General features: G+C 66.5%; 22 protein-coding genes. 11 read left to right on the top strand and 11 right to left on the bottom strand.

What is annotated here, in order from left to right; all coding sequences use genetic code 11:
* Nucleotides 1-20: 20 nt before the first annotated feature.
* The gene (locus CAL19_RS02855) at nt 21-2,246 is read right to left on the bottom strand and encodes an acyl-CoA dehydrogenase (RefSeq protein WP_081745759.1); all 2,226 of its coding nucleotides are present in this window, start codon (nt 2,244-2,246) and stop codon (nt 21-23) included.
* A gap of 135 nt (nt 2,247-2,381) precedes the next feature.
* On the opposite strand from CAL19_RS02855, the gene CAL19_RS02850 reads away from it, so the two are divergent.
* Nucleotides 2,382-3,611, top strand: coding sequence for a nucleoside recognition domain-containing protein (locus tag CAL19_RS02850; RefSeq protein ID WP_026640983.1), 1,230 nt, complete (start codon nt 2,382-2,384; stop codon nt 3,609-3,611).
* Between the two features lie 16 nt (nt 3,612-3,627).
* Here CAL19_RS02850 and CAL19_RS02845 read toward each other — a convergent pair whose 3' ends face one another.
* Nucleotides 3,628-4,539 (bottom strand): LysR substrate-binding domain-containing protein, encoded by a 912-nt coding sequence (locus CAL19_RS02845; RefSeq protein WP_026640984.1) that lies wholly within the window; start codon nt 4,537-4,539, stop codon nt 3,628-3,630.
* A gap of 99 nt (nt 4,540-4,638) precedes the next feature.
* Between CAL19_RS02845 and metC the strand changes: the two genes are divergently transcribed.
* From metC to CAL19_RS02815, 6 genes are all read left to right on the top strand, one after another.
* On the top strand, nt 4,639-5,802 hold the full coding sequence (gene metC, locus CAL19_RS02840) for a cystathionine beta-lyase (RefSeq protein ID WP_094795978.1): 1,164 nt from the start codon (nt 4,639-4,641) through the stop codon (nt 5,800-5,802).
* A gap of 69 nt (nt 5,803-5,871) precedes the next feature.
* Nucleotides 5,872-6,738 (top strand): ectoine/hydroxyectoine ABC transporter substrate-binding protein EhuB, encoded by an 867-nt coding sequence (ehuB, locus tag CAL19_RS02835; RefSeq protein ID WP_038852585.1) that lies wholly within the window; start codon nt 5,872-5,874, stop codon nt 6,736-6,738.
* A gap of 21 nt (nt 6,739-6,759) precedes the next feature.
* Nucleotides 6,760-7,419, top strand: a complete 660-nt coding sequence (locus tag CAL19_RS02830; RefSeq protein ID WP_026640987.1) for an amino acid ABC transporter permease — start codon at nt 6,760-6,762, stop codon at nt 7,417-7,419.
* On the top strand, nt 7,409-8,068 hold the full coding sequence (gene ehuD / locus CAL19_RS02825; protein ID WP_094795977.1) for an ectoine/hydroxyectoine ABC transporter permease subunit EhuD: 660 nt from the start codon (nt 7,409-7,411) through the stop codon (nt 8,066-8,068). Before CAL19_RS02830 ends, ehuD begins: the two co-directional genes overlap by 11 nt.
* Before the next feature lie 21 nt (nt 8,069-8,089).
* Nucleotides 8,090-8,836, top strand: a complete 747-nt coding sequence (locus CAL19_RS02820) for an amino acid ABC transporter ATP-binding protein (protein WP_094795976.1) — start codon at nt 8,090-8,092, stop codon at nt 8,834-8,836.
* A 26-nt stretch (nt 8,837-8,862) separates the two neighbouring features.
* Nucleotides 8,863-9,876, top strand: coding sequence for a succinylglutamate desuccinylase/aspartoacylase family protein (locus CAL19_RS02815; protein WP_094795975.1), 1,014 nt, complete (start codon nt 8,863-8,865; stop codon nt 9,874-9,876).
* A gap of 307 nt (nt 9,877-10,183) precedes the next feature.
* On the opposite strand, the gene pyk is transcribed toward CAL19_RS02815, so the two are convergent.
* Nucleotides 10,184-11,626, bottom strand: coding sequence for a pyruvate kinase (gene pyk, locus CAL19_RS02810; protein ID WP_094795974.1), 1,443 nt, complete (start codon nt 11,624-11,626; stop codon nt 10,184-10,186).
* A 108-nt stretch (nt 11,627-11,734) separates the two neighbouring features.
* Between pyk and CAL19_RS02805 the strand changes: the two genes are divergently transcribed.
* A complete protein-coding gene (locus tag CAL19_RS02805; RefSeq protein ID WP_094795973.1) occupies nt 11,735-12,877 on the top strand; it encodes a glycerate kinase in 1,143 nt (380 codons plus the stop codon).
* Between the two features lie 65 nt (nt 12,878-12,942).
* On the opposite strand, the gene rsmA is transcribed toward CAL19_RS02805, so the two are convergent.
* From rsmA to CAL19_RS02790, 3 genes are read right to left on the bottom strand one after another with little or no spacing between them, the layout of a single operon-like run.
* The gene (gene rsmA, locus CAL19_RS02800) at nt 12,943-13,734 is read right to left on the bottom strand and encodes a 16S rRNA (adenine(1518)-N(6)/adenine(1519)-N(6))-dimethyltransferase RsmA (protein WP_026640993.1); all 792 of its coding nucleotides are present in this window, start codon (nt 13,732-13,734) and stop codon (nt 12,943-12,945) included.
* Between the two features lie 17 nt (nt 13,735-13,751).
* Entirely contained in the window at nt 13,752-15,302 is a 1,551-nt protein-coding gene (locus tag CAL19_RS02795; RefSeq protein WP_094795972.1) for a peptidylprolyl isomerase, read from the bottom strand.
* Nucleotides 15,299-17,656: an LPS-assembly protein LptD gene (locus tag CAL19_RS02790; RefSeq protein ID WP_026640995.1), complete on the bottom strand. Its 2,358-nt coding sequence runs from the start codon at nt 17,654-17,656 to the stop codon at nt 15,299-15,301. The genes CAL19_RS02795 and CAL19_RS02790 overlap by 4 nt, the downstream gene beginning before the upstream one ends.
* Before the next feature lie 195 nt (nt 17,657-17,851).
* Here CAL19_RS02790 and CAL19_RS02785 point away from each other — a divergent pair, with 195 nt between their 5' ends.
* The 3 genes from CAL19_RS02785 to CAL19_RS02775 all read left to right on the top strand — a co-directional run bounded on the left by CAL19_RS02785 (nt 17,852) and on the right by CAL19_RS02775 (nt 20,425).
* Nucleotides 17,852-18,892: an aminoglycoside phosphotransferase family protein gene (locus tag CAL19_RS02785; protein WP_094795971.1), complete on the top strand. Its 1,041-nt coding sequence runs from the start codon at nt 17,852-17,854 to the stop codon at nt 18,890-18,892.
* Entirely contained in the window at nt 18,892-19,587 is a 696-nt protein-coding gene (murU, locus tag CAL19_RS02780; RefSeq protein WP_026640997.1) for an N-acetylmuramate alpha-1-phosphate uridylyltransferase MurU, read from the top strand. Before CAL19_RS02785 ends, murU begins: the two co-directional genes overlap by 1 nt.
* A 139-nt stretch (nt 19,588-19,726) precedes the next feature.
* A complete protein-coding gene (locus CAL19_RS02775) occupies nt 19,727-20,425 on the top strand; it encodes a DUF6776 family protein (protein ID WP_026640998.1) in 699 nt (232 codons plus the stop codon).
* 13 nt (nt 20,426-20,438) lie between these two features.
* On the opposite strand, the gene CAL19_RS02770 is transcribed toward CAL19_RS02775, so the two are convergent.
* The 5 genes from CAL19_RS02770 to CAL19_RS02750 form a co-directional block, all read right to left on the bottom strand.
* Nucleotides 20,439-20,753, bottom strand: coding sequence for a 4a-hydroxytetrahydrobiopterin dehydratase (locus CAL19_RS02770; RefSeq protein WP_038852587.1), 315 nt, complete (start codon nt 20,751-20,753; stop codon nt 20,439-20,441).
* Nucleotides 20,754-20,806: 53 nt separating this feature from the next.
* A complete protein-coding gene (locus tag CAL19_RS02765) occupies nt 20,807-21,463 on the bottom strand; it encodes an OmpA family protein (protein ID WP_026640999.1) in 657 nt (218 codons plus the stop codon).
* 620 nt (nt 21,464-22,083) lie between these two features.
* The gene (locus CAL19_RS02760; protein ID WP_026641000.1) at nt 22,084-23,571 is read right to left on the bottom strand and encodes a tripartite tricarboxylate transporter permease; all 1,488 of its coding nucleotides are present in this window, start codon (nt 23,569-23,571) and stop codon (nt 22,084-22,086) included.
* A gap of 1 nt (nt 23,572) precedes the next feature.
* Complete coding sequence (locus CAL19_RS02755) at nt 23,573-24,061, bottom strand: tripartite tricarboxylate transporter TctB family protein (protein WP_094795969.1); 489 nt, start codon at nt 24,059-24,061, stop codon at nt 23,573-23,575.
* Between the two features lie 22 nt (nt 24,062-24,083).
* A complete protein-coding gene (locus CAL19_RS02750) occupies nt 24,084-25,037 on the bottom strand; it encodes a Bug family tripartite tricarboxylate transporter substrate binding protein (RefSeq protein WP_094795968.1) in 954 nt (317 codons plus the stop codon).
* Between the last annotated feature and the right edge of the window lie 108 nt (nt 25,038-25,145).

The raw sequence follows: 25,145 nt of genomic DNA, 5'->3' as shown, positions 1-25,145 counted from the left end.
CGGCCCCGGGCATGACGAAGCTAGGCTTGCGTGGGCGCCGCCCGCGCGAATTCGCCTGGCGCGAAATCATCCACCGCCACCACCTGCGCCACCGCCTCTTCGGCGGCCTGGATCTGGCGCGCCTGCTCATCGGTGATCGCGCCGCCGCGATGGGCATCGCGCCAGTCGCGCACGCCCTCGCGGCGCAGCCGGTCGTGCAGGGGCTGGACGGCATTGACAAGCGAGAAGGCTCTTTCGAGCTGGGCGAGCACGTCGGCCCCGTCGCCGCGCTGCAGGTCGGCCGCCAGGCGGTCGCGCGTGGGCGATGGCGCCAGCAGCAGGTCAGCGCATTCGCGCGTCAGTGCGTCGCCGGGGCCGCGATTCAGCCGTACCGGCAGCACCATGGCGCGCAGCAGCCACGCCAATGGCCGCGCCGGCAGGTTGGCCAGCACCTGGTCGATGCGGGCTTCGAGCCGCGCGCAGCCGTCATCCATGCACCAGTGCACCAGCGGCAGGTCGGCATGGCGGCGTCCCTCGTCTTCCCAGCGCTTGAGCACGGCCGAAAGCAGATAGAGCTCGGACAGGATGTCGCCCAGCCGAGCCGACAGCATCTCGCGGCGCTTGAGCGCACCGCCCATTGACCCCAGGGCCGCGTCGGCCAGCAGCGCGAAGGCGGACGCATAGCGGCCAAGCCGCCGGTAGTGGCGCGCCGTGGGACCGGTGGCGGGCGCCCGCGCCAGCAGGCCGCCCGTCCAGGCGCGCCCCCAGGCCCGCAACGCATTGCATGCGGCGTGGGCCAGGTGTTTCCAGAAAACCTCGTGAAACGCCTGGGCGCCTCGGGCCTCGTCGCTATCGCCCAGCGCCATGATTTCGCGCATCAGGTACGGATGCGCCCGTACGGCGCCCTGACCGAAGATGATGAGGCAACGGGTCAGGATATTGGCCCCTTCGACGGTAATGGCGATAGGAACGGCGCGGTACAACGGGCCCAGGTAATTGGACGGGCCGTCGATGACGGCCTTGCCGCCATGGATATCCATGGCGTCGTTGACCGACTCGCGCATGCGTTCCGTGGCGTGGTATTTCATGATGGCCGACACCACGGCCGGCTTGTGGCCCTGGTTCAGGGCGGCGCACGTCAGGCGGCGCGCCGCCTCGACCTGGTATGCGTTGGCTGCCAGGCGGGCCAGTTTCTCCTGCACGCCTTCGAAGCGGCCCACGGCAATGCCGAACTGCTGCCGCACGCGGGCATACATGCCGCTGACATGCGCGCAATAGACGGCCGCCGCGGCCGACAGCGACGGCAGCGAAATGCCGCGCCCGGCCGCCAGCGCGCTCATCAGCATCTGCCATCCCTGCCCCGCCTTGGCCGGCCCGCCGATCAGGGCATCGATGGGCACGAACACATCCTTGCCCTGGTTGGGGCCGTTCTGGAACGCCTGCATGGACGGCAGGTGCCGGCGGCCGATCGTGACGCCCGGCGCATCCGTGGGCACCAGCGCCACCGAAATACCGACGTCGGCGGGCCCGCCGAGCAGGCCGTCGGGATCGTACAGCTTGAACGCCAGGCCCAGCACCGTGGCGACCGGCCCCAGGGTGATGTAGCGCTTGTGCCAGTTCAGCCTGATGCCCAGCACTTCCTGGCCGTCGATCACCTGGCGGCACACTACGCCCGTGTCGGTCATCGAGGCCGCGTCCGAGCCCGCTTCGGGGCTGGTGAGCCCGAAGCAAGGCACTTCGGTGCCGTCTGCCAGGCGCGGCAGCCAGTAGTCGCGCTGTGCGCGCGTTCCGAACTGCAACAGGAGTTCGCCCGGCCCCAGAGAATTGGGCACCATCACGGTGACGCCGGCCGTGACGGAATAGGCGGAAATGCGGCGCACGACTTCGGAATGCGCGTACGGCGAGAAACCCAGGCCCCCGTATGACTCGGGGATGATCATGCCGAAGAACCGGTGCTCGCGCATGAAGCGCCACACGGGTTCGGGCAGATCGCCGTAAGACCAGGTGATGTCCCATTCGTTGAGCATGGCGCACAGCTGCGCCACGGGGCCGTCGATGAACTGCTGTTCGGCAGCCGTCAGGGTGGCCTGCGGCACGGCAAGCAAGGTGTTCCAGTTGGGGTCGCCCGTGAACAGATCGGCATCCCACCAGACGTCGCCCGCCTCGATGGCGTCGCGCTCGGTGTCGGACAGGCCCGGCATCGCCTTGCGGGCCCAGCGGTATGCAGGATCGGATATGCGGCGCCGCCGCCAGGCATTGAAGTCCATATCAGCCTTTTGTGAAATGCACGTACCCGGGCAAGTTAACAGAATCGGCACGGCGTTGGCATCCCCGGCGGGCCAAGTCTGCGACAATGGGCGTCGCCGCGGCAGGCGGTTTCCACGCAGCCCTTGTGTTCCATCATGCTCAATAAGCTCTGGTTGGGTTTTTTTCTGGCCGCCACCGCGGCGGGCCTGTATCGCTGGTTTGCGCTGGGCGACGTCGATGTCTTTCGCGACATCGTCGCCAGCCTTTTCGACATGGCGCGCGTCTCGGTCGAAGTCATGGTGCTGCTGTTCGGCACCCTGACGCTGTGGCTGGGCTTTCTTCGCATTGCCGAAGCCGCCGGCCTGGTAGAAAAGCTGGCTGCGCTGCTGGGGCCGCTGTTCGCACGGCTGATGCCTGAAGTTCCGCGCGGCCATCCGGCCATCGGGCTCATCACCCTGAACTTCGCCGCCAATGGGCTGGGCCTGGACAACGCCGCCACGCCCATCGGGTTGCGCGCCATGCGCGAATTGCAGACGCTGAACCCGGCCCCGGAAACCGCCACCAATGCGCAGATCCTTTTCCTGGTGCTCAACGCCTCGTCATTGACACTGCTGCCGGTGACGATCTTCATGTTCCGCGCGCAGCAGGGCGCCGCCGACCCCACCCTGGTGTTCCTGCCGATATTGCTGGCCACCAGCGCCTCGACGCTCGCCGGCCTGCTTACCGTGGCGGCGTGCCAGCGCCTGAAGCTGCACGACCCGGTGGCGCTGGCCTGGCTGGGCGGCGCGGCCCTGGCCCTGGGCGGGTTCATGGCCTTCCTGGCGGGCCTGTCGGCCGCCGCCCTTGCCAGCCTCTCATCGCTGCTGGGCAACGTCACCCTGTTCGGCGTGCTGCTCGCCTTCATGCTGGTGGGCGCGTATAAGCGCGTGCCCGTGTACGAAACCTTTATCGCCGGCGCCAAAGACGGCTTCGACGTGGCAAAGAGCCTGCTGCCCTACCTGGTGGCCATGCTGTGCGCCGTGGGAGTACTGCGGGCTTCCGGCGCCCTGGACATCGCCCTGGAAGGCGTACGCTGGATGGTCCAGGCATTCGGATGGGACACGCGCTTTGTCGACGCCCTGCCCACGGCGCTGGTCAAACCTTTTTCGGGCAGCGCGGCCCGCGCCATGATGCTGGAAACCATGGAACACTTCGGCGCAGACAGCTTCCCTGCCCTGCTTGCCGCCGTCATGCAAGGCAGCACCGAAACCACGTTCTACGTGCTGGCCGTGTATTTCGGGTCCGTGGGCATTCTGCGCGCGCGCCACGCCGTCGGCTGCGCGCTCGCGGCCGACCTGGCAGGCGTGCTGGCTTCCATCGGGGTCTGCTACTGGTTCTTCGGGTAGTTTGCCCGGCTGCGGTTCAGCGCAACGCCTGCTTGATCACCGCCAGATCGCGCTCGGCCTGTATGCGCATAATGCTCAGCAGGTCGCGGGCATTCTGCGACAACGGCTTGCCCGGACGGAAAACCAGCAGTGACCGGAACGCCACGTCAATGTCCAGTCGCTTGATGACCAACCCGCGCGGCAGATAGTCCACCGCCGTCATCGGATGGATCAGGCCGATACCCATGCCGCGCAGTACCAGTTCGCAAACTGAAAAGGCATACGGCGTTTCGAGTACCGGCCGCAATGCCAGCCCGCGATCGGCCAGCATTCCTTCAAGCCGACGGCGGCTCGCGTCTTCCGGGTTCAACACGATGAAGTCGTGCTGCACGATCGCCTCGGGCGACACCGTCGCGCATTGGGCCAGAGGATGCTCAGGCGTCATGGCAATCACGCCCGGTATTTCGATAAAGGGCGAATGCTCCAGGCCGACCACCGCAATCTCATCGGCCATCAGGCCGAAGTCCAGCTGCCCGGCGCCGACTTGCTGCAGTACCTCGCGCGAGCTCATGATCTGGAAGGACATCTGCACACGCCGCGAAGTGGGATTGAACGCCGCGATCGCACGCGGCATGAAACCGGCGCCCAGGGCCGGCAGCGCCCCCACTGCCATGCGGCCTACACCGAACGACTTCAGGCTGCGGATGCGATGCTCGATCTGCTCGAAACCGGCAAAGCACCGGTCCACCTCGATAAGCAGGGCGTCGGCCTCCTGGGTCGGCACGAGCCGGTTGCGCACGCGGTCGAACAGGCGCAGGTCCGCGTCTGATTCGAGCCGCCGGATGGCCTGGCTGACCGCGGGCTGCGAGATATTCAGCAGCACGGCCGCCTTGCTGGTCGTGCCAGCCCGCATCACGGCCCGGAAGATCTGGATGTCCCGCATATCCATAACTTGCACTTATCGATTAAGTAAACTTAAGTATTGAAATAATAGTATGCGCGGCCCAAACTGCGCCATCGCAATAGATGACGACAGCGGTTTCTGCCCATGCCCTTTTCCCCTGACAAGCCTTCCCCCGCCGGCCGTGCCTATGCCAGCCTGTCTCCTGCCGTCTGGCGCGGATCCACGGTGGTGTTCGATACCCTGGACGACTTCGCGGCTCGCAAGCATCGTCAACCCGACGGCTACAGCTATGGCGTGACGGGCACGCCCACGGCTCGCCTGCTCGAAGACCGCATCGCGGCGCTCGAGAACGGCACGCACTGCGTCATTACACCATCGGGTGCAGCCGCCTTGATGACGACGGTGCTGGCCTACGTGCGCGCGGGCGATCATCTGCTGCTGTCGGCAGCCTGCTACGGGTCGCTGTCTGCGCTGGCCGACAAGTGGCTGGCCTCGCTTGGGGTGGACGTCGAGTACTACGCGCCCGCCATAGGCGCCGACATCGAAAAGCAGATCCGCCCCAACACCCGCATGATCTGCCTGGAATCGCCGGGCAGCCTGACCATGGAAATGTGCGACGTCCCGGCAATTGCCGCCATTGCGCGCGGACGCGGGGTGCTGACCATGATGGACAACACCTGGGCCAGCCCGTTGGGTTTTCGTCCGCTGGACCATGGCGTGGATTTCAGTGTCGAAGCCGCCACCAAGTTCTTCAGCGGGCATTCCGATGTGCTGATGGGCAGCATCGCCACCAACGACGCCGGCCACTACGCCGTGCTGCGCGACGCCCAGAGCACGCTGGGCCAGCAGGTCAGCCCGGAAGATTGCTTCCTGGTTCTGCGCGGGCTGGAGACCCTGGAGCTGCGCGTGAATGCCCAAGGCGAATCGACGCTGCGCATCGCTGCGTGGTTGGCGCAGCAACCGCTCGTGGAAAAGGTGTGGTATCCCCCGTTGCCGTCGGACTCCGGCCACTGGCTATGGAAGCGCGACTACCGCAGCCCGGGCTGCCTGTTCTCGCTGCAGCTCGTGCCTGCGCCGGAACAGGCCTATCGCGCGTTCTTCGACGCGCTGAAGCATTTTTCCATCGGCGCGAGCTGGGGCGGCGTACACAGTCTGGCAGCCTTCTATCCCGCCGAACTGCAGTGTGCGCGCCTGTACCCGGCCACCGACCAGCCGCTGGTACGCCTTTCCATCGGTCTGGAAGACTGCGGCGCGCTGCAGAACGACCTGCAGAACGCCCTGGCGGCCTACGCCAGGGCGCGCGCATGAGTTTTCGTTGACCAGCACCACCCGCCGCGGCCCGCCGCGATAAAACCACAGTCCAAGAGGAAAACCATCATGATCTCCAAACTCGCGAGCAAGGCCGCCTGCCTGGCCATCGCCACTACGCTGCTGGGCAGCACGGCCTGGGCAGACACCAAAGACGATATCCTGGAAAGCAAGACGGTCACGATCGGCATCCACAATCGCCAGCCGTGGGGCTTTCGGGCCGAAGATGGATCCGCGGCAGGTTTTCACCCCGACCTCATCCGCGCCGCATTCGAACGCCTGGGTGTCAAGCAGGTGGACTTCGTCATTACCGAATTCGGCGCATTGATCCCGGGCCTGAACGCGGGCCGCTTCGATATGGTGGCTTCCGGCATCGCCATTACGCCCGAGCGTTGCAAGGTGGTGGTGTTCAGCGAGCCCGACCTGGCCGTGGGCGACAGCCTCATCGTCAAGAAGGGCAACCCGCTCAAGCTGCACAGCTACGCCGACATCGTGGCCAATGCCAAGGTGCGCCTGGCCGGCGGACGCGGCACGCTCAACACCAGGAACGCCATCGACGCCGGTGTGCCCACCTCGCAGATAACTTACCTGGGCGACGCGCAAGCCATGTTGTCGGCGCTGCTGGCAGACCGCGTCGACGCGGCCACGCTTTCGGCTCCCAGCGTAGTCGGGCTGCTGCAAGATCCCAAACTGCAGGGGGTGGAACGCGCCCAGCCATTCACGGGCCTGGTGCGTAACGGCGTGCCGGCCATGATGTACACGGCTATTGCGTTCCGGTCCGACGACACTGCGTTGCGCGACGCTTACGACGAGCAGCTGCGAGCGCTGAAAGCCGACGGCACGGTGGACAAGCTCCGCGCGAAATACGGCTTTACCGATGACGACAAGGTGGACCCGGCGGTGACCACGCAAAAGGTCTGCGCCGGCGAGTTCTGATTCATAGATCAGGATGACTCCATGGAAGGTTTCGACATTCTTGCCGGCATTCTCGAGGGGTTCCGTGTCACGGCGCTGGTAACGCTGTACGGCATGATGTGGGCGGTGCCGTTCGCCCTGGTGACAGGGGTCTTGCAGTATTTCACGCGAGGCCCTGTCCGGCTTGCCGTCACTTGCCTGATCGAGTTCTGGCGCAGCTCTCCCGTTCTGATCCTGCTGTTCGTGCTGTATTACGCCTTGCCCGATTTCGGCATACGGCTGTCCAGCATGACGGTGGGCGCAATGGCCCTGGGGCTGAACATCGGCGGCTACGGCAGCCAGGCCGTGCGGGCCGCGCTGCAGTCGCTGGACCGGGGCCAGGTCGAGGCCGGGCGCGCACTGGGGTTGCACCGGCTGCATATCCTGTGGCTGATCGAGCTGCCACAGGCGCTATCGGCCATGACGCCCACCTTCGTCAACCAGTTCATCCAACTGGTCAAGGGCACCGCGATCGTATCGCTGATCACGCTCACCGACATGACCTTCCGGGCCAAGCAGATTGCCGAACTGCAATACAACCCCGTGGGGGTGTACAGCGCCCTGATGCTGGCTTACCTGATCGTCTGCTACCCCGCCACGCTGTTCGGGCGCTACCTCGAACGCCGCGTGCAGGTGCAAAGTCGAGGCAACCGTGAGATTTGATCCAGAATTCGCCGTTTCGGTGGTGCCCGTAATCCTGGGGGGGCTGGGCACCACGCTGTGGATTACCGTGGCAGCATCTCTGGGCGCCGCCGTGCTCGGTTTTGCCCTGGAGATCCTGCGCCGCAGCAACCGCTGGCTCGGCTACGCGATGCGCTTCATCATCGACGCCATCCGGTCCACGCCGGTACTGGTCCAGCTGTATTTCATCTATTTCGTGCTTCCGGTGTACGGCCTGACGCTGCCGGCAGCTGCCTCTGGCGTGCTTGGCCTGTCGATCTATTACAGCGGCTACCTGGCCGAGGTATTCAAGGGCGGCATCGACAGCATCGACGCGGGCCAGTTCGAAGCCGGCAAGGCTCTGGGCCTGCGACGCCGCGACGTTATCCTGTCGGTAATACTGCCGCAGATGCTGCGCAATATCGCCGCGCCCATGGGCAACTACTTCGTGTCGGCGCTGAAGGCCACGCCCTACCTGGCCGTGATCGCCGTGCCCGAGATGCTGGGCATCGCCATGGAAGTAGGCGCGGACTCGTTCCGCTACGCCGAGCCCATGGTGTCGGTCGGCATCATTTTCCTGATCCTGGCGCTGTGCATCAACTTCTTCGTGCGCCGGCTCGAGCGGCGCCTGCAGGTTGCCCACCAGCGCTAGGTCACGCCAAGGACACAGAACATGACTTCATCCTCCTCCGCGCCGGCCGTGCGCATAGCCGGGTTGCAAAAATGGTATGGCAACTTTCAGGTATTGCACGACATCGACTTGACCGTGCGGCCCAACGAACGCATCGTGGTCTGCGGACCATCCGGGTCAGGAAAATCCACGCTGATACGTTGTGTCAACCAACTCGAGACGCACGACAGCGGCACCATCGAAGTCAATGGGCTGGAAGTCGGAAGGCATACTCCGCGCATGCACATCATCCGCCGCGACATAGGCATGGTATTCCAGCACTTCAACCTATTTCCGCACCTGACCGTGCTGCAGAACTGCACCTTGGCGCTGCGCAAGGCGCGCGGCATGAACCAGGCTCGGGCGGAGGACATCGCGCGGCACTATCTCACGCGGGTACGCATTCCCGAGCAGCAGGACAAGTATCCAGGCCAGCTGTCCGGCGGCCAGCAACAGCGTGTGGCCATCGCGCGCGCACTTTGCATGAACCCCAAGGTCATGCTGTTTGACGAACCCACCTCGGCGCTGGACCCGGAAATGATCAAAGAAGTGCTGGACGTCATGACCGACCTGGCCAAGGAAGGCATGACGATGATTTGCGTCACCCATGAAATGAATTTCGCGCGCACCGCGGCCGACCGGGTGGTGTTCATGGACGCCGGGCGCATAGTCGAGCAGGCAGATCCCGAAACGTTCTTTACGGCCCCCGCGCACCCGCGAGCCAGGCAGTTCTTGAGCCAGTTGTTATAGGCTCGCTACCCTAGCAAGGAACCACCATGGCGGAACCCAGCCGCATCTGGACCCACATTGATTTCAACCTGGATGGCAAGCAAGCCGGCAACCTGCACGTGCCGCACTCGGTCGACCTGTCGGCCTATGCCATGATCCAGATTCCCATCATCTGCATCCGCAATGGCGAAGGGCCCACCGCCCTGTTGACGGCAGGCAACCACGGCGACGAATACGAGGGGCAGATCGCCCTGCGCAAACTGGCGCAGGCACTGCGTCCCGAAGCGCTGCGGGGCCGCGTCATCATCATCCCATCGCTGAACTACCCTGCGGCAGCCGCAGGCAGGCGCGTCTCGCCCGTGGACGAGGGCAACCTGAATCGCGTCTTTCCCGGCCGGGCCAACGGCAACGTGACCGAGATGATTGCGCACTACGTCGACAGCGTACTGTTTCCCATGGCGGACGTGGTGATAGACGTGCATTCCGGCGGGCGCTCTCTGGACTATGCGCACACCGCCCTTGCCCAACGCGTGACGGACGCGGCGCAGGGCGCCGCCCTGCGCACACTGTTGACCACCTTTGGCGCGCCTCACAGCGTGCTGACCACAGGCTCGGGCGGCGGCGGCGCCACCACCCTCTACGCGGCCGCCACTCGGCGTGGCATACCGGCACTGACCACGGAACTGGGCAGCGGCGCGACGCTGGACCCCGCCGGGCTCGAGATTGCCGAACAAGGCGTGCGCCGCGTACTGCGCCACTACGGCATCGCGCCCGACCTTGCATGCGAGCCCGCGCCGCCCACGCAACTGCTCACGTCGCTGGGGCCGCGCCACGCAATCTACGCGCCCTGCGCGGGGATGATGGAACCGCTTGCCAAGGTGGGCGAACACGTGCGTGCCGGGCAGGCCGCGCTGCGCCTGTATTCAATCGACGATCCGCTGGCCGAACCTCTTTCTTTGCATTTCAGCGCAGACGGCATTGTGTCGTGCCGCCGCTTTCCCACGCTGTGCGCCCGCGGAGACGGCCTGTTCCATCTGGCCGCCCCCATCGACGCCGATTAATGCATGGCGGGTGTCTGACACCCTTCGGGAGTCAGACACCGACCAAGCAGCGATCAAGCGACGCCCCACATCCGCCATGCAGATTGGTGTCTGACTCCCAAAGGTTGTCAGACACCAATCAAGCGATACCCCATGTCCGCCATGCAGATAGCTGCCTGACTCCCAAAGGTTGTCAGACACCGCTCAAGCGACGCCCCATGTCCGCCATGCAGATAGGTGTCTGACTCCCGAAGGGTGTCAGACACCGCTCAACCGACCCGCATCCTCGCCCCAGGCGGCGCCTGACGCCAGAACGCGAGGCTGATGCTTACTCCACCATCAGGATCTTCATGCCGTTGGTGCCGCCGCTGTCGCGATAAAAATCGCCCTTGGTCAGGATGACCCAGTCGCCCGGCTGCACGCGGCCGCGTTTTTTCAGTTCGTCGATGGCGGCGGTGCTGAGGTCGGCCGGGTCGTAGGCGGACGCGTCGAACGGCACCGTATACACGCCGCGGAACATCGCGACCCGATGCTGGGTGATCCGGTGGGGGCTATAACAATAAATGGGCACCCCCGAGCGGATGCGCGACATGATCAGCGGCGTGTGCCCGCTTTCGGTCAGCGCGATGATCGCCTTGACCCCCGGAAAGTGGTTGGCCGCGTACATGGCCGCCAGCGCAATGGTTTCGTCGCAGCGCGAGAATGTCTCGCCCAGCCTGTGGTGCGAACGCGTGGTAGTCGGGTGCTTTTCGGCGCCCAGGCACACGCGCGCCATGGCCTGGACGGCTTCGACCGGATACTGGCCGGACGCGCTTTCGGCCGACAGCATGACCGCGTCGGTGTAATCGAGCACCGCATTGGCCACGTCCGATACTTCGGCGCGTGTGGGCAAGGGGCTGGAGATCATCGATTCCATCATCTGGGTGGCGGTGATCACCACCTTGTTGAGCGTGCGCGCATGCTGGATGATGCGCTTCTGGATGCCCACCAATTCGGCATCGCCGACTTCGACGCCCAGGTCGCCGCGCGCCACCATCACGCCATCGCTGGCGCGGATCAGCAGATCCAGCGCCTCGTCGTCGGCCACCGCTTCTGCGCGTTCGATCTTGGCAATGATCCACGCCTGGCTGCCTGCGGCGCGCACCAGTTGCCGCGCTTCTTCGATGTCGCGGCCATAGCGCGGAAACGAGACGGCCACATAATCGAGCTCGAGCTCGGCCGCCACCAGGATGTCGGCGCGGTCTTTGTCGGTAAGACTGGGCGCAGACAGCCCCCCGCCCCGCCGATTGATGCCTTTGTTATTGGACAACGGGCCGCCCACCGTGACCGTGGTATGCACCGAGTCATCGGCCACGCGGTCAACCACGAGCACGACGCGCCCGTCATCCAGCAGCAGTTCGTCGCCGGGCTGGCAGTCTTGCACCAGTTCGGGGTAGTCGATGCCGACTATCGTGGAATCGCCTGCTTCCTTCGGGTGGCTGTTGGACAAGGTGAATGGCTGGCCCGCCCGCAGCACGACCTGCCTGTCTGCGAAACGGGCGATACGGATCTTGGGGCCTTGCAGGTCGCCCATGATGGCCACAAAGCGCCCCTGCTTTGCCGCGATCTCGCGCACCAGGCGGGCCCGCTCGCGATGATCGTCGGCCGTGCCGTGCGAGAAATTAAGGCGCGCCACATCCACGCCCGCACGCACCAGGGCTTCCAGCTGCTCGGGCGTGGACGTGGACGGACCGAGCGTGGCAACGATTTTGGTGCGGCGCATAACAGACATGGACTACCCCTGGCTGACAAGGAAAGCCCTATGGTACGACGCAGACCGGCGCCGCGGGTATTATGGAGCCGTTCCGTCCTCCACCGTTGTCAACCAGCCACCCACTCCGTGAAGATCGTCATCGCGCCCGACTCGTTCAAAGAAAGCCTGTCCGCCCCCGACGCCGCGGCGGCCATCGCGCGCGGGGTAAAGCAAGCTTATCCCGGCGCCCGCACGGTGTGCATACCCATGGCCGACGGCGGCGAGGGCACGGTAGAGGCCGTGCTGGCGGCCACCGGAGGCCAATGGCGCACCAGCCAGGTGCGCGGCGCCCTGGGCGAACCCGTGCAGGCATCCTGGGGGTGGCTGGACGACGGCACGGCCGTCATCGAAATGGCGGCGGCCGCAGGGCTCGAGCAGACTCCCCCTGCGCAACGCGATCCCCTGCGCGCCAGCAGCCGGGGCGTGGGCGAATTGCTGTGCGCGGCGCTGGATGCAGGCGCACGCCGGGTGATCCTGGGCCTGGGCGGCTCGTCTACCACCGATGGCGGCGCCGGCCTGCTGGCCGCGCTGGGCGTGCGTTTTCTTGACGCGCAGGGTCGCGACCTGCCGCCCGGCGGCGGCGCGCTGCCGCAGCTGCACCGCATCGACACCGGGCAACTGGATGCACGCCTGGCACAGGTGCGGATCGAAATCGCTTCGGACGTCGACAACCCGTTGTGCGGCCCGCAAGGCGCTGCCCATACATTCGGGCCGCAAAAGGGCGCCACGCCCGACCAGGTGACGCTGCTGGACAGCGGCCTGGCCCGGCTGGCCGACCTATGCGCCAGCCATCTGGGACGCGACCCCCGCCACGCGCCCGGCGCGGGCGCGGCAGGGGGCCTGGGCTATGCGGCCCACGCCTTCCTGAACGCCGATTTCCGCCCGGGCGTCGAGGTCGTGGCCGAACTCGGCAAGCTGGCCCAGGCCATGGAAGGCGCTGCGCTGGCCTTTACCGGCGAGGGCCGCATGGACGCCCAGACCTTGCGCGGCAAGACGCCGGCGGGGGTGGCCCGCATTGCGCGACAGGCCGGCGTGCCGGTGGTGGCGCTGGCCGGATCATTAGGAGAAGACTACCCGGCCTTGCATGCCGGCGGCATTACAGCCGCCTTCAGCCTGGCGCCGGGGCCGGTCACGTTGGAACAGGCATGCGACAACGCGGCGCAGTACCTGTGCGACCGGGCTCGCGACGTCATGCAGCTATGGCTGGCGGCCGGCAAGCGCATGCTTTAAAGGGCAAGGTTATCGGGCGCACCACATGGGGCGCAACGGCGGCGCCGCGCGCGCCGCCCGTTTCGCTATGCCAGGCCTGGCGCGCCGGCTTGAAGCAGCGCATCGGCCAGGCGGATGAATTTATCAACCCCGACTTCTTCGGCGCGCGCGGTGGGCGCAATATCCAGTTCTTCCCAGGGCACGAGGGGCGCCCAATCGCCCAGCGCGCGCCGCAGCATCTTGCGGCGCTGTGCAAAGGCGCGCGCCACCACGGCCTGCAACGCGGCGTCGCTCGCAGGGCGCAGGCGGTCGGCGGGCAAGGGCACCATGCGCACCACCGCCGACACCACCTGCGGAGGCGGATCGAAGGCCTCGGGGGGCACGTCGAAGAGCTTTTCCATGCGGTAGCGCGACTGCAGCATGACCGACAGGCGGCCGTAGTCGGCGCTGCCCGGCACGGCGACCATACGGTCGATCACTTCACGCTGCAACATGAAATGCTGGTCACGCACCGTGTCGGCTGCCTGCATCAAGTGAAACAGCAGCGGGCTGGAAATGTTGTACGGCAGGTTGCCCACCACCCGCAGCCCCACCCCCAGGCTCGCCACGTCGACCGTCAGCGCGTCGGCCTCGATCACGGTCAGCCGTTCGGGCGGATACTGAGTGCGCAGCCGCGCGGCGAGGTCACGGTCGATTTCGATGACCGTCAGGTGCGCCAGGCTGCGCAGCAATGGCTGGGTGAGCGCGGACAGGCCCGGCCCGATTTCCACCACCAGGTCGTCGCGCGCCGGGGCGATGGCGCGCACGATGCCTTCGACCACACTGTCGTCGGTCAGGAAGTGTTGTCCGAAACGCTTGCGCGCCTGATGCCTGCTCATGGTGGGCTCGCAGCCGTTCAGCGGTTGTTCTGCTCGATCTGCTCTTGCTTTTCGAGCCGGTTGTCGATGTAGGCTTCGTTGCGCAATTGCGCCAGCCAGTCTTCGTAGGCGGGCTCGGCGCGCCGTTCGAAAAGAATCTGCCGGGCCTGCATGCGCTGCAGTTCGTCGCTGACGTCATGCTCGCGCCGCGCCTCGACCTGGATCAGGTGCCAACCGAAAGGCGACAACACGGGTTCGCTGACGCCGCCCTCGGGCAGCACATTCATGGCCTGTTCGAAGGCGGGCACCATTTCGCCGGGGTTGACCCAGCCCAGGTCGCCGCCCTGCGGGGCGTTGGCGTCCTGCGAATATTGCCGGGCCATGTCGGCGAACGACGCGCCGCCGTTGACAATGCGCTGGCGTATCTGCGACAGCCGCTGGCGCGCCTGGTCGTCGCTCATGACGGCCGACGTCTTGATCAGGATGTGCCGCGCATGCGTCTGCGTCACCTGCACCGGGCCCTGGGGCGCGCGCATGTCGCCGCCCGCCTGCGGCATCATCGGGGGTTGCGGCGCCGGGGCGGGCTGCTGCGAACCGCCGCCCGTGCGCTGCAGCACCTTCAGGATATGAAAGCCGTTGCCGCTCTGGATGAGGCCGCTGACCTGGCCTTGCGCGACCGAGCCGATGGCCTGCACGAACAGGTCGGGCCAGCCCTCGATGGGCCTTGCGCCCATGACGCCGCCCTGCAGGGCTTCGGGGCCGTCAGACGATGCCGCGGCCAGGCTGGCGAAATCGCCGCCCTGTTTCAGCTCGGCCAGCAGGCTCTCGGCCTTGTTGCGCAGTGCCGCCACTTCGGTGGGGCTGGCGCCCTCGGGCACCCGCACCAGGATCTGCGCCAGCGCAACGACCTCGGGCCCGGACGCGGCGGCCAGCGCCGGCTGCGCCGCGGGGCGTCCGGGCGCCTCGGCGCCAAACGCCGGGTTGCGCGCGCGGTCTTTCAGGAAAGCATCTACCTCGGCGTCGGTGATGATGATGTTGGAATCGACCGCGCGCTGCCGCAGCCGGGTCATGCGGATGTCGGTGCCGAGCGTCTTGCGGTATTCATCCCAGCTGACGCCGGATTTTTCGATCTCGCCGCGCATCTGCTCAACCGACATGCGATTGCGCTCTGCGATGGTCTGGACGGCCTGGTTGATCTGCTGGTCGTTGACACGGATGCCCAGGCGATCGGCCTCTTGCGCCTGCAGGCGGTCCATGATGAGGCTTTGCAGCACTTGCCGGCGCAGGATGTCTTGCGGAGGCACCTGGATGCCGCGCCGCGTAAGGTCGGCCGTCGCGCGCAGCGCCCCGTTGTCGACTTCACGCAGCGTGATGACATCTTTGTTGACCACCGCGGCGATACCGTCGACGAATTGCTCGCGAGGCTGCGCGGCCGCGGCCTGCCCGGCGGGCTGCCCGGCCGGTGCAGCTGCGGCGGGGCTGGCCGACGCCCGCGCCGGCTGGGAATGCGCGGCCGGCACGCCGGCGCACGCAGCCGCGATCAGCAGGTTACCGGGCAGCCGGCGCAGGTGGTGCAAGCTACGCATCATTCATACCTTTCAAATGTGGTCCCCTGGGGGGTGGGGGGCGTCACGGACTGGTAGCCCGGGATGCTCTTGTTCAACAGGCTCATGGGGTCGGTGCCCAGCGAGCCCAGGCCGCTGAGTTCGAGCTGGAAGAACAGCGCGGTATTGGCGTCGTTGGCCGACACGGCATAGCGCTGGAACACCACGCGACCGGTCCAGCAGCAATCGCCCTTGTACTCCAGCCCGGCGATGGCCTGGGTGACGCGCGGGGATTCTTCGGCGGCCGTGGCGGTGGCGCCCTCGGTGCGCAGCGAATAATCGATACGGCCCACGCCGTACCAGCGCTCGGTAAACGGCCACTGGAAGGCCAGGCTGATCTGGTCCTGGCCGCGCGGCTGGTAGGCCACGCCCGGCAGGGGGTCGCGCTGATAGCGGTACGACAGCGCCACCGACGTCAGGCGCTGCGGACGCCAGCGCGCGCTGATCAGGCCGCGCGACCAGTTGTTGCGGTACGGATCGTACTGCGCCGCCACCTCGGTGCTTAGCGTGTCGGTCAGGGCGGCGCTGGCGGCCACCAGGAAATCCGAGCGGACGTTGTCGCGCGGCGTCTCGCCCGGCAGGGTGACGCGCTGGTCCTCGAAATACAGGCGCTGCGCCGCCGACAGCGCCAGGCGTTCGAACCCGGTATCGGCGTCGAGCCAGCGCGTGGTCAGCGCGGCGGTAAGCTGGTTGGCGTTGGCAATGCGGTCCCAGCCGCCCGTATAGATGTTTTCCTGGAAGGCCTGGTCGAAACTGAAGTTGGCCAGCGTGGTGTCGTAGACCGGCATGCGCGACTGGTCTCGATACGGCACGCGCAGATAGTACAGGCGCGGCTCCAGCGTCTGGATGGATGCGTTGCCGAACAGCGTGGTATCGCGCTCGAACACCAGCCCGGCGTCCAGCGACATGATGGGCAAAGTGCGGGACATGTCGCGCGGGTTGTTCGACAGCTGGTACCAGTCGGTCTGGTACTGGGTGTGATGCAGGCCGATTTTCGGCGTCACGAACCAGCCCGGCCGCACGATGGGGTACGAGGCCGACAAGTACGATTGCAGGCGGTCGCCATCGGGGCCCAGGCGCACGCCATCGAGCAGCGGACGACGGAACCGCACAGCGGTGTTGGTCCATTCGATATCGAACCCGTTCATGTCGTAGCGCGCGCCCTTCAGGTACAGCTCGGGCAGCTTGTCGTAGGGCGGCGCCAGCGGGGCGTCCGGGTCTTGCAGGGTCTGGTACTTGTATACCTGTGCGTACGACTGCCAGTAGCGGCTGCTCCAGCCCACGCGCCCGCGCTGCGGCAGGTAGGTGGTGGACGCCTCGTTCAGGCCCAGCGCCGAAAAATCGCGGAAGTAGTCGTCATCGGAAACCTTGGCGACGTCCCAGTCGGTATAGAAGCCGTTGCCCAGCAGTTGCTGGTGCCGCGACCGGAACATCCAGCGGTCGTCGCCGGTCTGGCGGTCGCTCGACAGGTACGTGCCCACCAGGGTGCCCTGGTAAGAGCGTCCCAGGTAGCGGAATTCGGCGCCCAGCTGCGGCCCGCGCTTGCTCAGGTAGCGCGGCTGCAGCGTCAGGTCGTAATTGGGCGCCAGGTTGAAGTAGTACGGCAACGACAGGTCGATGCCGCTCTTGCTGGTCAGCCCGTAGGTGGGCACCAGGAAGCCGGACTTGCGCTCTTTCTTGACCGGGAAGGTCAGGTAGGGCGACGCCAGCAGCGGCACGTCCTTGAAGTACAGCACGCCGTTGCGCGCCACGCCTTCGTTTTCGTCGAAATCGAGGTCGACGCTGTCGGCCTTGATGTACCAGGACGGATTCGGGCAGGGGCAGCCGCTGTACTGCACGGTGGTCAGCCGCATTTGCGAGCGGCTGAAGATGTCGGCGCGGTCGGCGCGGGCGAACCCGCCAGCCGCGCCGAGCCAGAAGTCGGGCGATTCGATTTCGCCGCTGTCGGTGTCGATGTTGAACTGCGCCTGGGGGCCGGTGATCAGCGTGCCGTCGCGCATCATGCGCACGTTGCCCTGGACATCCACCTGGCCGGTGGCATTGCCGTATTCGATGCGGTCACCCTTGATCACGCCATCGATGCGGCGGACCTCTGCCGACCCGGTAAGGGTGACGTTGGAGTCGGGGTCGCCTTGCAAGCGATCGGACTCGGTGAAGACCGGAATCTGGTCGTCGGGAAGGGAATGCATCCGCAACCCCGGCGAACTGCGCAACTGGATCGTTTCGTGCGATGGAGGCTCTGCCGCGGCGTCGGGCGGCGTGGTGCGCTGGCTGCCCTGGGCGTGCACGGCCCCGGCCAAGCTGACAGCAGAGAGAATCAACCACCGGACCATACGCACCGTGAACGAAAACCTTATCGACAGAAGACCCGCCCCTGCGCGGGTGCGCATGGCGACGGCGGCGGCCCCGGCAGGCGTGCGGAAACCGCGTGCGGACGGGAACGACCCGGTATTATAGAGAAGCCGCGCGCCAGCGCCGCCATCGTCGGTGGCCGCGGACGCAACGAAACTCTACTGCATTCCGAGACGGCACCTTTGACCACCCACCACGATCCTCGCCTAGAAGCGGTATTGGCCTGGCTGCGCACGCTGCCGGCCAGCCTGGAACTGAACCTCGACACCCTGCGGCCCGCCTCCAGCGACGCCAGCTTCCGGCGCTATTTCCGCCTGGATGCCGGGGCGCGCACCCTGATCGTCATGGACGCGCCGCCGCCCCACGAAGACATCGGCCCGTTCCTGCACGTGGGCGACCTGCTGCGCGAAACCGGCCTGAACGTTCCCCAGGTGCTGGCCCACGACCACGCCCAGGGCCTGCTGCTGCTGTCCGACCTGGGCCGCGATACTTACTATCAGCGCATCCAGGCCGGCCTGCCCGATGGCGAGCTGCAGGAACTCTACCGTGACGCCCTGGCCGCGCTGGTGCGCATGCAGCAGGCTCGCACCAGCGGCCTGCCGCCTTACGACCAGGCCCGGCTGGCGGCCGAACTCGAACTGTTTCCCGAATGGTACGTGCAACGCCACCACGGCGTGCAGCCCGACGATCGCAGCGCCGCGGCGCTGCGGCAGATATTCGAGCTGCTTTCGCGGGTCAACGGTGCGCAGCATACGGTGCTGGTGCACCGCGACTTCCATTCGCCCAACCTCATGGTGTGCGACGAACCGGCATATGGCCCCAACCCGGGCGTGATCGACTTCCAGGACGCGCTGGCCGGGCCCATCACCTATGACCTGGCTTCGCTGGTCACCGACGCGCGCACCACCTGGGAAGAACCGCAGCAGCTCGACTGGGCCGTGCGCTATTGGGAAATGGCGCGCGCCGCCGGCCTGCCCGTAGACAGCGATTTCGCCAATTTCCACCAGGCCTACGAATGGATGAGCCTGCAGCGCAACCTGCGCATCCTGGGCGTATTCGCGCGGCTGCATCATCGCGACGGCAAATCGGGCTACCTGGCCCATATCCCGCGTGTCAACGGCTACGTGCGCCAGGTGGCCCAGCGCTACGGCGTATTCAAGCCGCTGTTGCGCCTGCTCGACGAACTGGACAACCGCGAGGTCAAGGTGGGGTACACCTTCTGATGCGCGCGATGATCCTGGCCGCCGGGCGCGGAGAACGCATGCGGCCGCTTACCGACCACACGCCCAAGCCCCTGCTGCCCGCCGGGGGCAAGCCCCTGATCGTCTGGCACATCGAGCGGCTGGCCGCCGCCGGCATCCGCGATATCGTCATCAATCACGCGTGGCTGGGCGAACAACTGCCAGCCACGCTCGGCGACGGCAGCGCATTCGGCGTGCATATCGCCTATTCGGCCGAGCCCAGCGCGCTGGAAACGGCCGGCGGCATCGCGCAGGCCTTGCCGCTGCTGGGGGCACAGCCCTTCCTGGTTATCAATGGCGACATCTGGTGCGACTGGGATCCCGGCCAGGCTGCGCAGGCCGCCGCCCGCCTGGATGCCGAACGCGCCGATGCGTGGCTGGCGCTGGTCGACAACCCCGAACACCATCCCCACGGCGATTTCGCGCTCGATGCCGGCGGGCGGGTTCATGCGGCCGGCGCGCGCAAACTGACTTTCGCCGGCATAGGCATCTACCGGCCCGCGCTGTTCCATGGCTTGCCCGCAGCCACACCTGCCCCGCTGGCGCCGTTACTGCGGCAGGCCATGGCGCGCGAAGCGGTGCTGGGCACACACCATCGCGGCCTCTGGACCGACGTGGGCACCCCGGAGCGCCTGCAGGCGCTCGATGCCCGGCTGGCCCTGCGCCAGCGGTCTTAAACAGGTTGTTTCCAAGCCCGTAGGTACGCAACGAGACTTATCTGTCGTAACCTGTATCAGTAAGGACACGGTATTCTCTAGGGTTTTCGCCGGCAATTGCTGCCTACGGCACTTAAATACAGGGTTTTGTGGCATGGGGATGTTCGGACGCTCGCAGCGGGCAGTTTTCAAACCGTCGGTATATCAGCCGGGCAAGCGCACACGTCGCATGCCCCGCTGGCTGGTATTGCTGCTGATAGGCATCGGCCTGGGCGCGGGCGGGGTCCTGTTCCTGCAAGCCAACTACGGCCCGCAACGTCTCACCGTCGAACAGTCCGAACAACTGCAGTCGGAACTCAACACCGCCAACCTCGACCGCCAGCGTCTGCGCGTGCAGCTTGCCGAAGCCACCGAGCAACGGGACGCAAACCAGGCCACCCGCGAGCAGGCCACCAAGGCGCTCGAAGAAGCCCGCGCGCAGATCGACTCGATGAAGCAGGAATTCCAGATCTTCCAGGACGCCATCCCGCCAGATCCGCGCGGCACCGATATCGGCGTGCGCTCGGGGCTGTTCATTCGCGAACCCGGCAAGCTGAACTACCAGGTGCTGCTGATGCGCGAAAAGTACGACGCCCCCGCATTCAAGGGCACGCTACAGCTGGCGGTACAGGGCGTATACCGCAACGGCCGATCCGGCACGATCGAACTCGACCCCATCAGCGTCGACCTGGCCCGTTACCAGATCGCGCAGGGCCAGGCCGAAATGCCCGAAGGCTTCACGGCCCGCTCGGTGCGCATCCAGGTGCTGGACCCATCGGAACGGCAGCAGGCAATGCGCATTTACTACGTGCGCGGCTGACGCGTACGCGGTTTCAGCCCCCATCGGCCTTCAGGCACGTGTCCGAGGCAACCTCGTCCATGTGCCGGGCCAGGCGCACATCCAGCTCGGTGACGCCGCCCACCGAATGCGTGGCCAGCACCACGTCGACGCTGTTGTAGACGTTGAACCATTCGGGGTGGTGGTCCAGCTTCTCGGCGTACATGGCTACCCGCGCCATGAATCCGAACGCCGCATTGAAATCCTTGAACCGATAACGCTTCTGTATTGCGTCGCGGTCTGCATGAGCCTGCCAGCCAGCCAGGCCGGCGACCGCGGCGCGGGCGCCCAGGCGGGTGGGTGTGTTCATGGTGTGCCTCCCGAAAACGCGGCCGCGCGGGCTGCGCGCGGCCGCCGCGCGCCTTACTGCCTGACCGCGTACAGATAGACCTCGACACGGCGATTGGCCGCCCGGCCCTCGGCCGTAGCGTTGTCGCCCACCGGGTCGCGCGCCGCGCGGCCTTCGATGGTCATGCGGTCCGACGCCACCCCGCGTTGCGCCAGGTAAGTGGTGACACTGCGCGCACGGTTCTCCGACAGGGTCTGGTTATGCGCGGCCGAGCCCGTGCTGTCGGTATGCCCCACCACCTTGGCGCGCAATTCGGGATGCTGCGTCAGCGCGCGCGCCACGCTGTCCAGCACGGGCAGCAGCGCGGGCTTGAGCACGGCCTTGTCGGTATCGAACGAGACGTTGCTGGGAATGTTCACTTTCAGGCTGCCGTCGGGCATTTCGACCACGTCGATACCCAGCGACGTCGCGCCGGATTGCTGCACGTCTTTCTTGACGCCCGACCAGTTGTAGCCGATCAGCCCGCCCGCCACGGCGCCGATGCCCGCCCCGATGGCCGCGCCGCGGCCATCGCCGATCAGCGCGCCGATGCCGGCGCCAGCTGCCGCACCGGCGCCCGCGCCCACCGCGGTATTGGTCTGCTGGGGCGTTGCACAACCCGTGGCCAATGCCACGACCGCCGCCAACACGGCGATACGCGAGAAGGTTGTTCTTGATGTTCTTGCTTGCATGGCAGCCTCCTGGTGCTATTGAACAATGCCGGCCCCGCCGGCATGCCCATCCTAGCGCGGGCGCGCGCCGGCACGGCAACTTTTTGTAGCAACAGGTATGCAGGTGGTGTCTGACGCCAGCGGAGCGAGCGTGCGGAGGGGTGTCTGACACCTCCGGAGTCAGACACCGGGCCCACCCATCGGAGCGGTCAAGCCCACCGCCGCTGAACGCTTGGTGTCTGACTCCCGTAAGGGTGTCAGACACCGGCCCATCCATCGGAGCGAGCAAGCCCACCGCCGCCGATGCTTGGTGTCCGACTCCCGTACGGGTGTCAGACACCGGGCCACCCATCGGAGCAAGCAAGCCCGCCGCCGCTGAACGCTTGGTGTCTGACTCCCGTAAGGGTGTCAGACACCGGGCCACCCATCGGAGCGAGCAGGCCCGCCGCCGCTGAATGCTTGGTGTCTGACTCCCGTAAGGGTGTCAGACACCGGGCCCCCGATCGGAGCGAGCAAGCCCACCGCCGCTGAATGCTTGGTGTCTGACTCCCGTAAGGGTGTCAGACACCTTACACCGCGATCAGACACCACCCGCTATGCATCCGACCGCCCCATACGCCCCTGCCGCCCGTTCCATCCCTTCATGCGCCGGCCCGCAGCTTGCGCAGCAGCCCGGGCAGGAACAGTACCGCCAGCGCCAGCGCAACCAGGGTCAACGACAACGGCGATGACACGAGCACCATCGGGTCGCCCTGCCCTATCGACAACGCCCGCCGCAGCTGGGTTTCAGCCAGCGGCCCCAGGATCAGTCCGATAAGCACCGGCGCGATGGGAAAGTCGTACACGCGCATCACATAACCCATGAGCCCGATCACGAACATCAGCAACAGATCCATCCAGGACGTTCCCACACCCCAGATGCCCACCATCGCAAACACCAGGATGCCGGCATACAGATAGGGGCGCGGAATCAGCAGCAACCGCACCCACAGGCCCACCAGCGGCAGGTTCAGCACCAGCAGCATCAGGTTGCCCACGTACAGCGACGCAATCAGCCCCCACACCAGGTCGGCGCTGTTGACGAACAAGAACGGCCCCGGCTGCAGGCCATAGCTCTGGAAGGCGGCCAGCAACACCGCGGCCGTGGCCGACGTGGGCAAGCCCAGCGTCAACAGCGGAACCAGGATGCCGGCGGCCGCGGCGTTGTTGGCCGCCTCGGGCCCTGCAACGCCCTCGATGGCCCCCTTGCCGAATTCGTCCCGATGGCGGCTGAGCCGGCGTTCGATGGTGTATGACAGGAAGGTCGGCACTTCCGAGCCGCCGGCCGGCAGCGCGCCGATGGGAAAACCCAGGCAAGTACCGCGCAGCCAGGGTTTCCACGACCGCTGCCAATCGCTGCGCGTCATCCAGCGCCCGCCCGCCAGCGGGCTGACGGCCGGCGGCGTACGGCTGTAGCGGCTGGCCACATACAGGATTTCGCCAATGGCGAACAATGACACCAGCACCACCGTGATGTCGATGCCGTCGAGCAGATCGGGGGTGCCGAAAGCCAGCCGCGCCTGGCCGGTAGGGCCGTCGATGCCCACCACGCCCATGGCCAGCCCCAGGAACAACGCAATAAACCCCCGCACGCGCGACGTACCCAGCACCACCGACACCGACGTAAACGCCAGTAGCATCAGCGCAAAGTAGTCCGCCGGCCCGAATACAAACGCCAGTTCGGCGATCGCGGGCGCCAGGAACGTAAGCGCCAGCGTGGCCAGCGTGCCAGCCACGAACGAGCCGATCGCGGCGGTGGCCAGGGCCGCCGCTCCCCGGCCGGCGCGGGCCATCTTGTTGCCTTCCAGCGCCGTCATCATCGAGCCGCTTTCGCCGGGCGTATTCAGCAGGATCGACGTAGTAGACCCCCCGTACATCGCCCCGTACAGCACACCGGCGAACATGATGAAGGCCGCGGTGGGCGCGACTTTCACCGTCACGGGCAACAGCAGGGCGATAGTCAGCGCGGGCCCGATGCCGGGCAGCACGCCTATAGCCGTGCCCAGCAGCGACCCGACAAAGGCCCACATCAGGTGCGCCGGCTGCAGCGCCACGCCGAAGCCGGCCATCAGTGAATCGAAGGCGTCCATGTCACCACCCCGCCAAGGGCAACACGCCGCCCAGTGTCACGCCGAGCCGGGTAAACCCCCACCAGCACAGGCTGCCAAGCGCCAGGCCGATGATGCAATCGAACAGCACGCGGCGCGAACCGAACGCATGCGTCACCAGCGCGAACGACAGCATGGCCGTCAGCGGAAAGCCCAGCGGCTCCATCGTCAGCAAAGGAATGCCGGCGCCCGCGGCAGCGAAGACCAGCGCCCTGCGCGACGGCGGCGCGTCGGCCTGGGCGCTTTCGGCCTCTTGCGGCCGGAATGCCTCGCCGCGCGCGACCTGGGCCAGCAGCGCCAGCCCAAGCACGACCAATGCGGCGCCCACCAGCATCACGAAATCGCCGGGGCCCACCCCCGCATAACCGCTGGCTTGCGGCAGTGCGTAGCCTTGCTGCAGCCACACCGCGCCGATCGCGATCACGGCCAGCCCCAGCCACCATGGCCGGCGGCGCTGCGCAACTGCGGACATAGACGGTCTCCTGTGGGTAGGCTTACTTGACCAGGCCCAGGTCCTTCAGCACTTTTTCCTGGCGCACTTTTTCTTCGTCCAGGAACTTCGCGAAATCGTCGCCCGCCAGGTACGCGTCAGCCCAACCCTGTTCGGCCAGCTTTTTCTTCCATTGCGGCGACGCGTGCAGTTTCTGGTAGCAGTCCAGCCACATGGCGCGGCCTTCCTTGCTCATGCCCGGTGCGCCGACAATGCCGCGCCAGTTGCCGATCACCACATCCACGCCCGACTCTTTCAGTGTGGGCGCATCCACACCGGGCAGCCGCTCGGCCGACGTGACCGCGATGATGCGCAGGCGCTTCTGGTCGGCGTAGGGCTTGAATTCCGACAGGCCCGACAGCGCCAGCTTGAGCTGCCCGCTGACCAGCTGCGGCACCACTTCGGCGCCGCTGGGATACGGAATGTAGTTGAGCTTGCCGGGCGGCACGCCGGCCGCCTGCGCGATGAGCGCCGCGGCCACGTGATCGACGCCGCCCACCGAGCCGCCGCCTATGGCCATCGCGCCCGGGTTCTCGCGCAGCGCCTTGAGCAGGTCGTCCACCGTCTTGATGGGCGAGTTCACCGGCACGGCAAGTACGTCTGCGTCGTCGGTAAGTCGCACCAGCGGCGTGACACTCTCGAGCGTCACGGGCGACTTGTTCAGGATGATGCCGCCCACCAGAATGGCGCCCATCGACATGATGGCGTTGTCGTCGTTCTTGCTGTTGTTGATGAACTCGGCCAGGCCGATGGTGCCGCCCGCGCCGCCCTTGTTGGTGACCTGGAAACCATCGGTGAAAATGCCCGCCTCTTGCATGACCTGCAAAGGCACGCGGGCCGCGGCATCGTAGCCGCCGCCAGGCCCGCCCGGCGCCATGACTTTGGCAGGAGCGGCGCCCGCCAGAACCGGCAGCGCCCCAAGGGCCAATGAAAGCAGAACCTGTTTAATGCGTAGCATGGTGTCTCCTGGGCGCCACCTGGCGGTGCCGCCGGTTGCCTGTTGTTCATGTGTTCGTGCAGCAGGCTTCGATACTAGACAGTTTCCGTCGCGCCGCCAAGCAACGCC

Source organism: Bordetella genomosp. 7 (genome assembly GCF_002261265.1).
GTDB lineage: Bacteria > Pseudomonadota > Gammaproteobacteria > Burkholderiales > Burkholderiaceae_B > Bordetella_A.
Note: the sequence above shows the minus strand (reverse complement) of the source record. Positions and strands in the feature narration are given on the sequence as shown.

Bases quoted from the DNA above. Each gene is read 5' to 3' on its own strand.
- CAL19_RS02855 (WP_081745759.1), bottom strand. From the start codon at position 2,246: ATGGACTTCAATGCCTGGCGGCGGCGCCGCATATCCGATCCTGCATAC.
- CAL19_RS02850 (WP_026640983.1), top strand. From the start codon at position 2,382: ATGCTCAATAAGCTCTGGTTGGGTTTTTTTCTGGCCGCCACCGCGGCG.
- CAL19_RS02845 (WP_026640984.1), bottom strand. From the start codon at position 4,539: ATGGATATGCGGGACATCCAGATCTTCCGGGCCGTGATGCGGGCTGGC.
- metC (WP_094795978.1), top strand. From the start codon at position 4,639: ATGCCCTTTTCCCCTGACAAGCCTTCCCCCGCCGGCCGTGCCTATGCC.
- ehuB (WP_038852585.1), top strand. From the start codon at position 5,872: ATGATCTCCAAACTCGCGAGCAAGGCCGCCTGCCTGGCCATCGCCACT.
- CAL19_RS02830 (WP_026640987.1), top strand. From the start codon at position 6,760: ATGGAAGGTTTCGACATTCTTGCCGGCATTCTCGAGGGGTTCCGTGTC.
- CAL19_RS02820 (WP_094795976.1), top strand. From the start codon at position 8,090: ATGACTTCATCCTCCTCCGCGCCGGCCGTGCGCATAGCCGGGTTGCAA.
- CAL19_RS02815 (WP_094795975.1), top strand. From the start codon at position 8,863: ATGGCGGAACCCAGCCGCATCTGGACCCACATTGATTTCAACCTGGAT.
- pyk (WP_094795974.1), bottom strand. From the start codon at position 11,626: ATGTCTGTTATGCGCCGCACCAAAATCGTTGCCACGCTCGGTCCGTCC.
- rsmA (WP_026640993.1), bottom strand. From the start codon at position 13,734: ATGAGCAGGCATCAGGCGCGCAAGCGTTTCGGACAACACTTCCTGACC.
- CAL19_RS02795 (WP_094795972.1), bottom strand. From the start codon at position 15,302: ATGATGCGTAGCTTGCACCACCTGCGCCGGCTGCCCGGTAACCTGCTG.
- murU (WP_026640997.1), top strand. From the start codon at position 18,892: ATGCGCGCGATGATCCTGGCCGCCGGGCGCGGAGAACGCATGCGGCCG.
- CAL19_RS02775 (WP_026640998.1), top strand. From the start codon at position 19,727: ATGTTCGGACGCTCGCAGCGGGCAGTTTTCAAACCGTCGGTATATCAG.
- CAL19_RS02770 (WP_038852587.1), bottom strand. From the start codon at position 20,753: ATGAACACACCCACCCGCCTGGGCGCCCGCGCCGCGGTCGCCGGCCTG.
- CAL19_RS02765 (WP_026640999.1), bottom strand. From the start codon at position 21,463: ATGCAAGCAAGAACATCAAGAACAACCTTCTCGCGTATCGCCGTGTTG.
- CAL19_RS02760 (WP_026641000.1), bottom strand. From the start codon at position 23,571: ATGGACGCCTTCGATTCACTGATGGCCGGCTTCGGCGTGGCGCTGCAG.
- CAL19_RS02755 (WP_094795969.1), bottom strand. From the start codon at position 24,061: ATGTCCGCAGTTGCGCAGCGCCGCCGGCCATGGTGGCTGGGGCTGGCC.
- CAL19_RS02750 (WP_094795968.1), bottom strand. From the start codon at position 25,037: ATGCTACGCATTAAACAGGTTCTGCTTTCATTGGCCCTTGGGGCGCTG.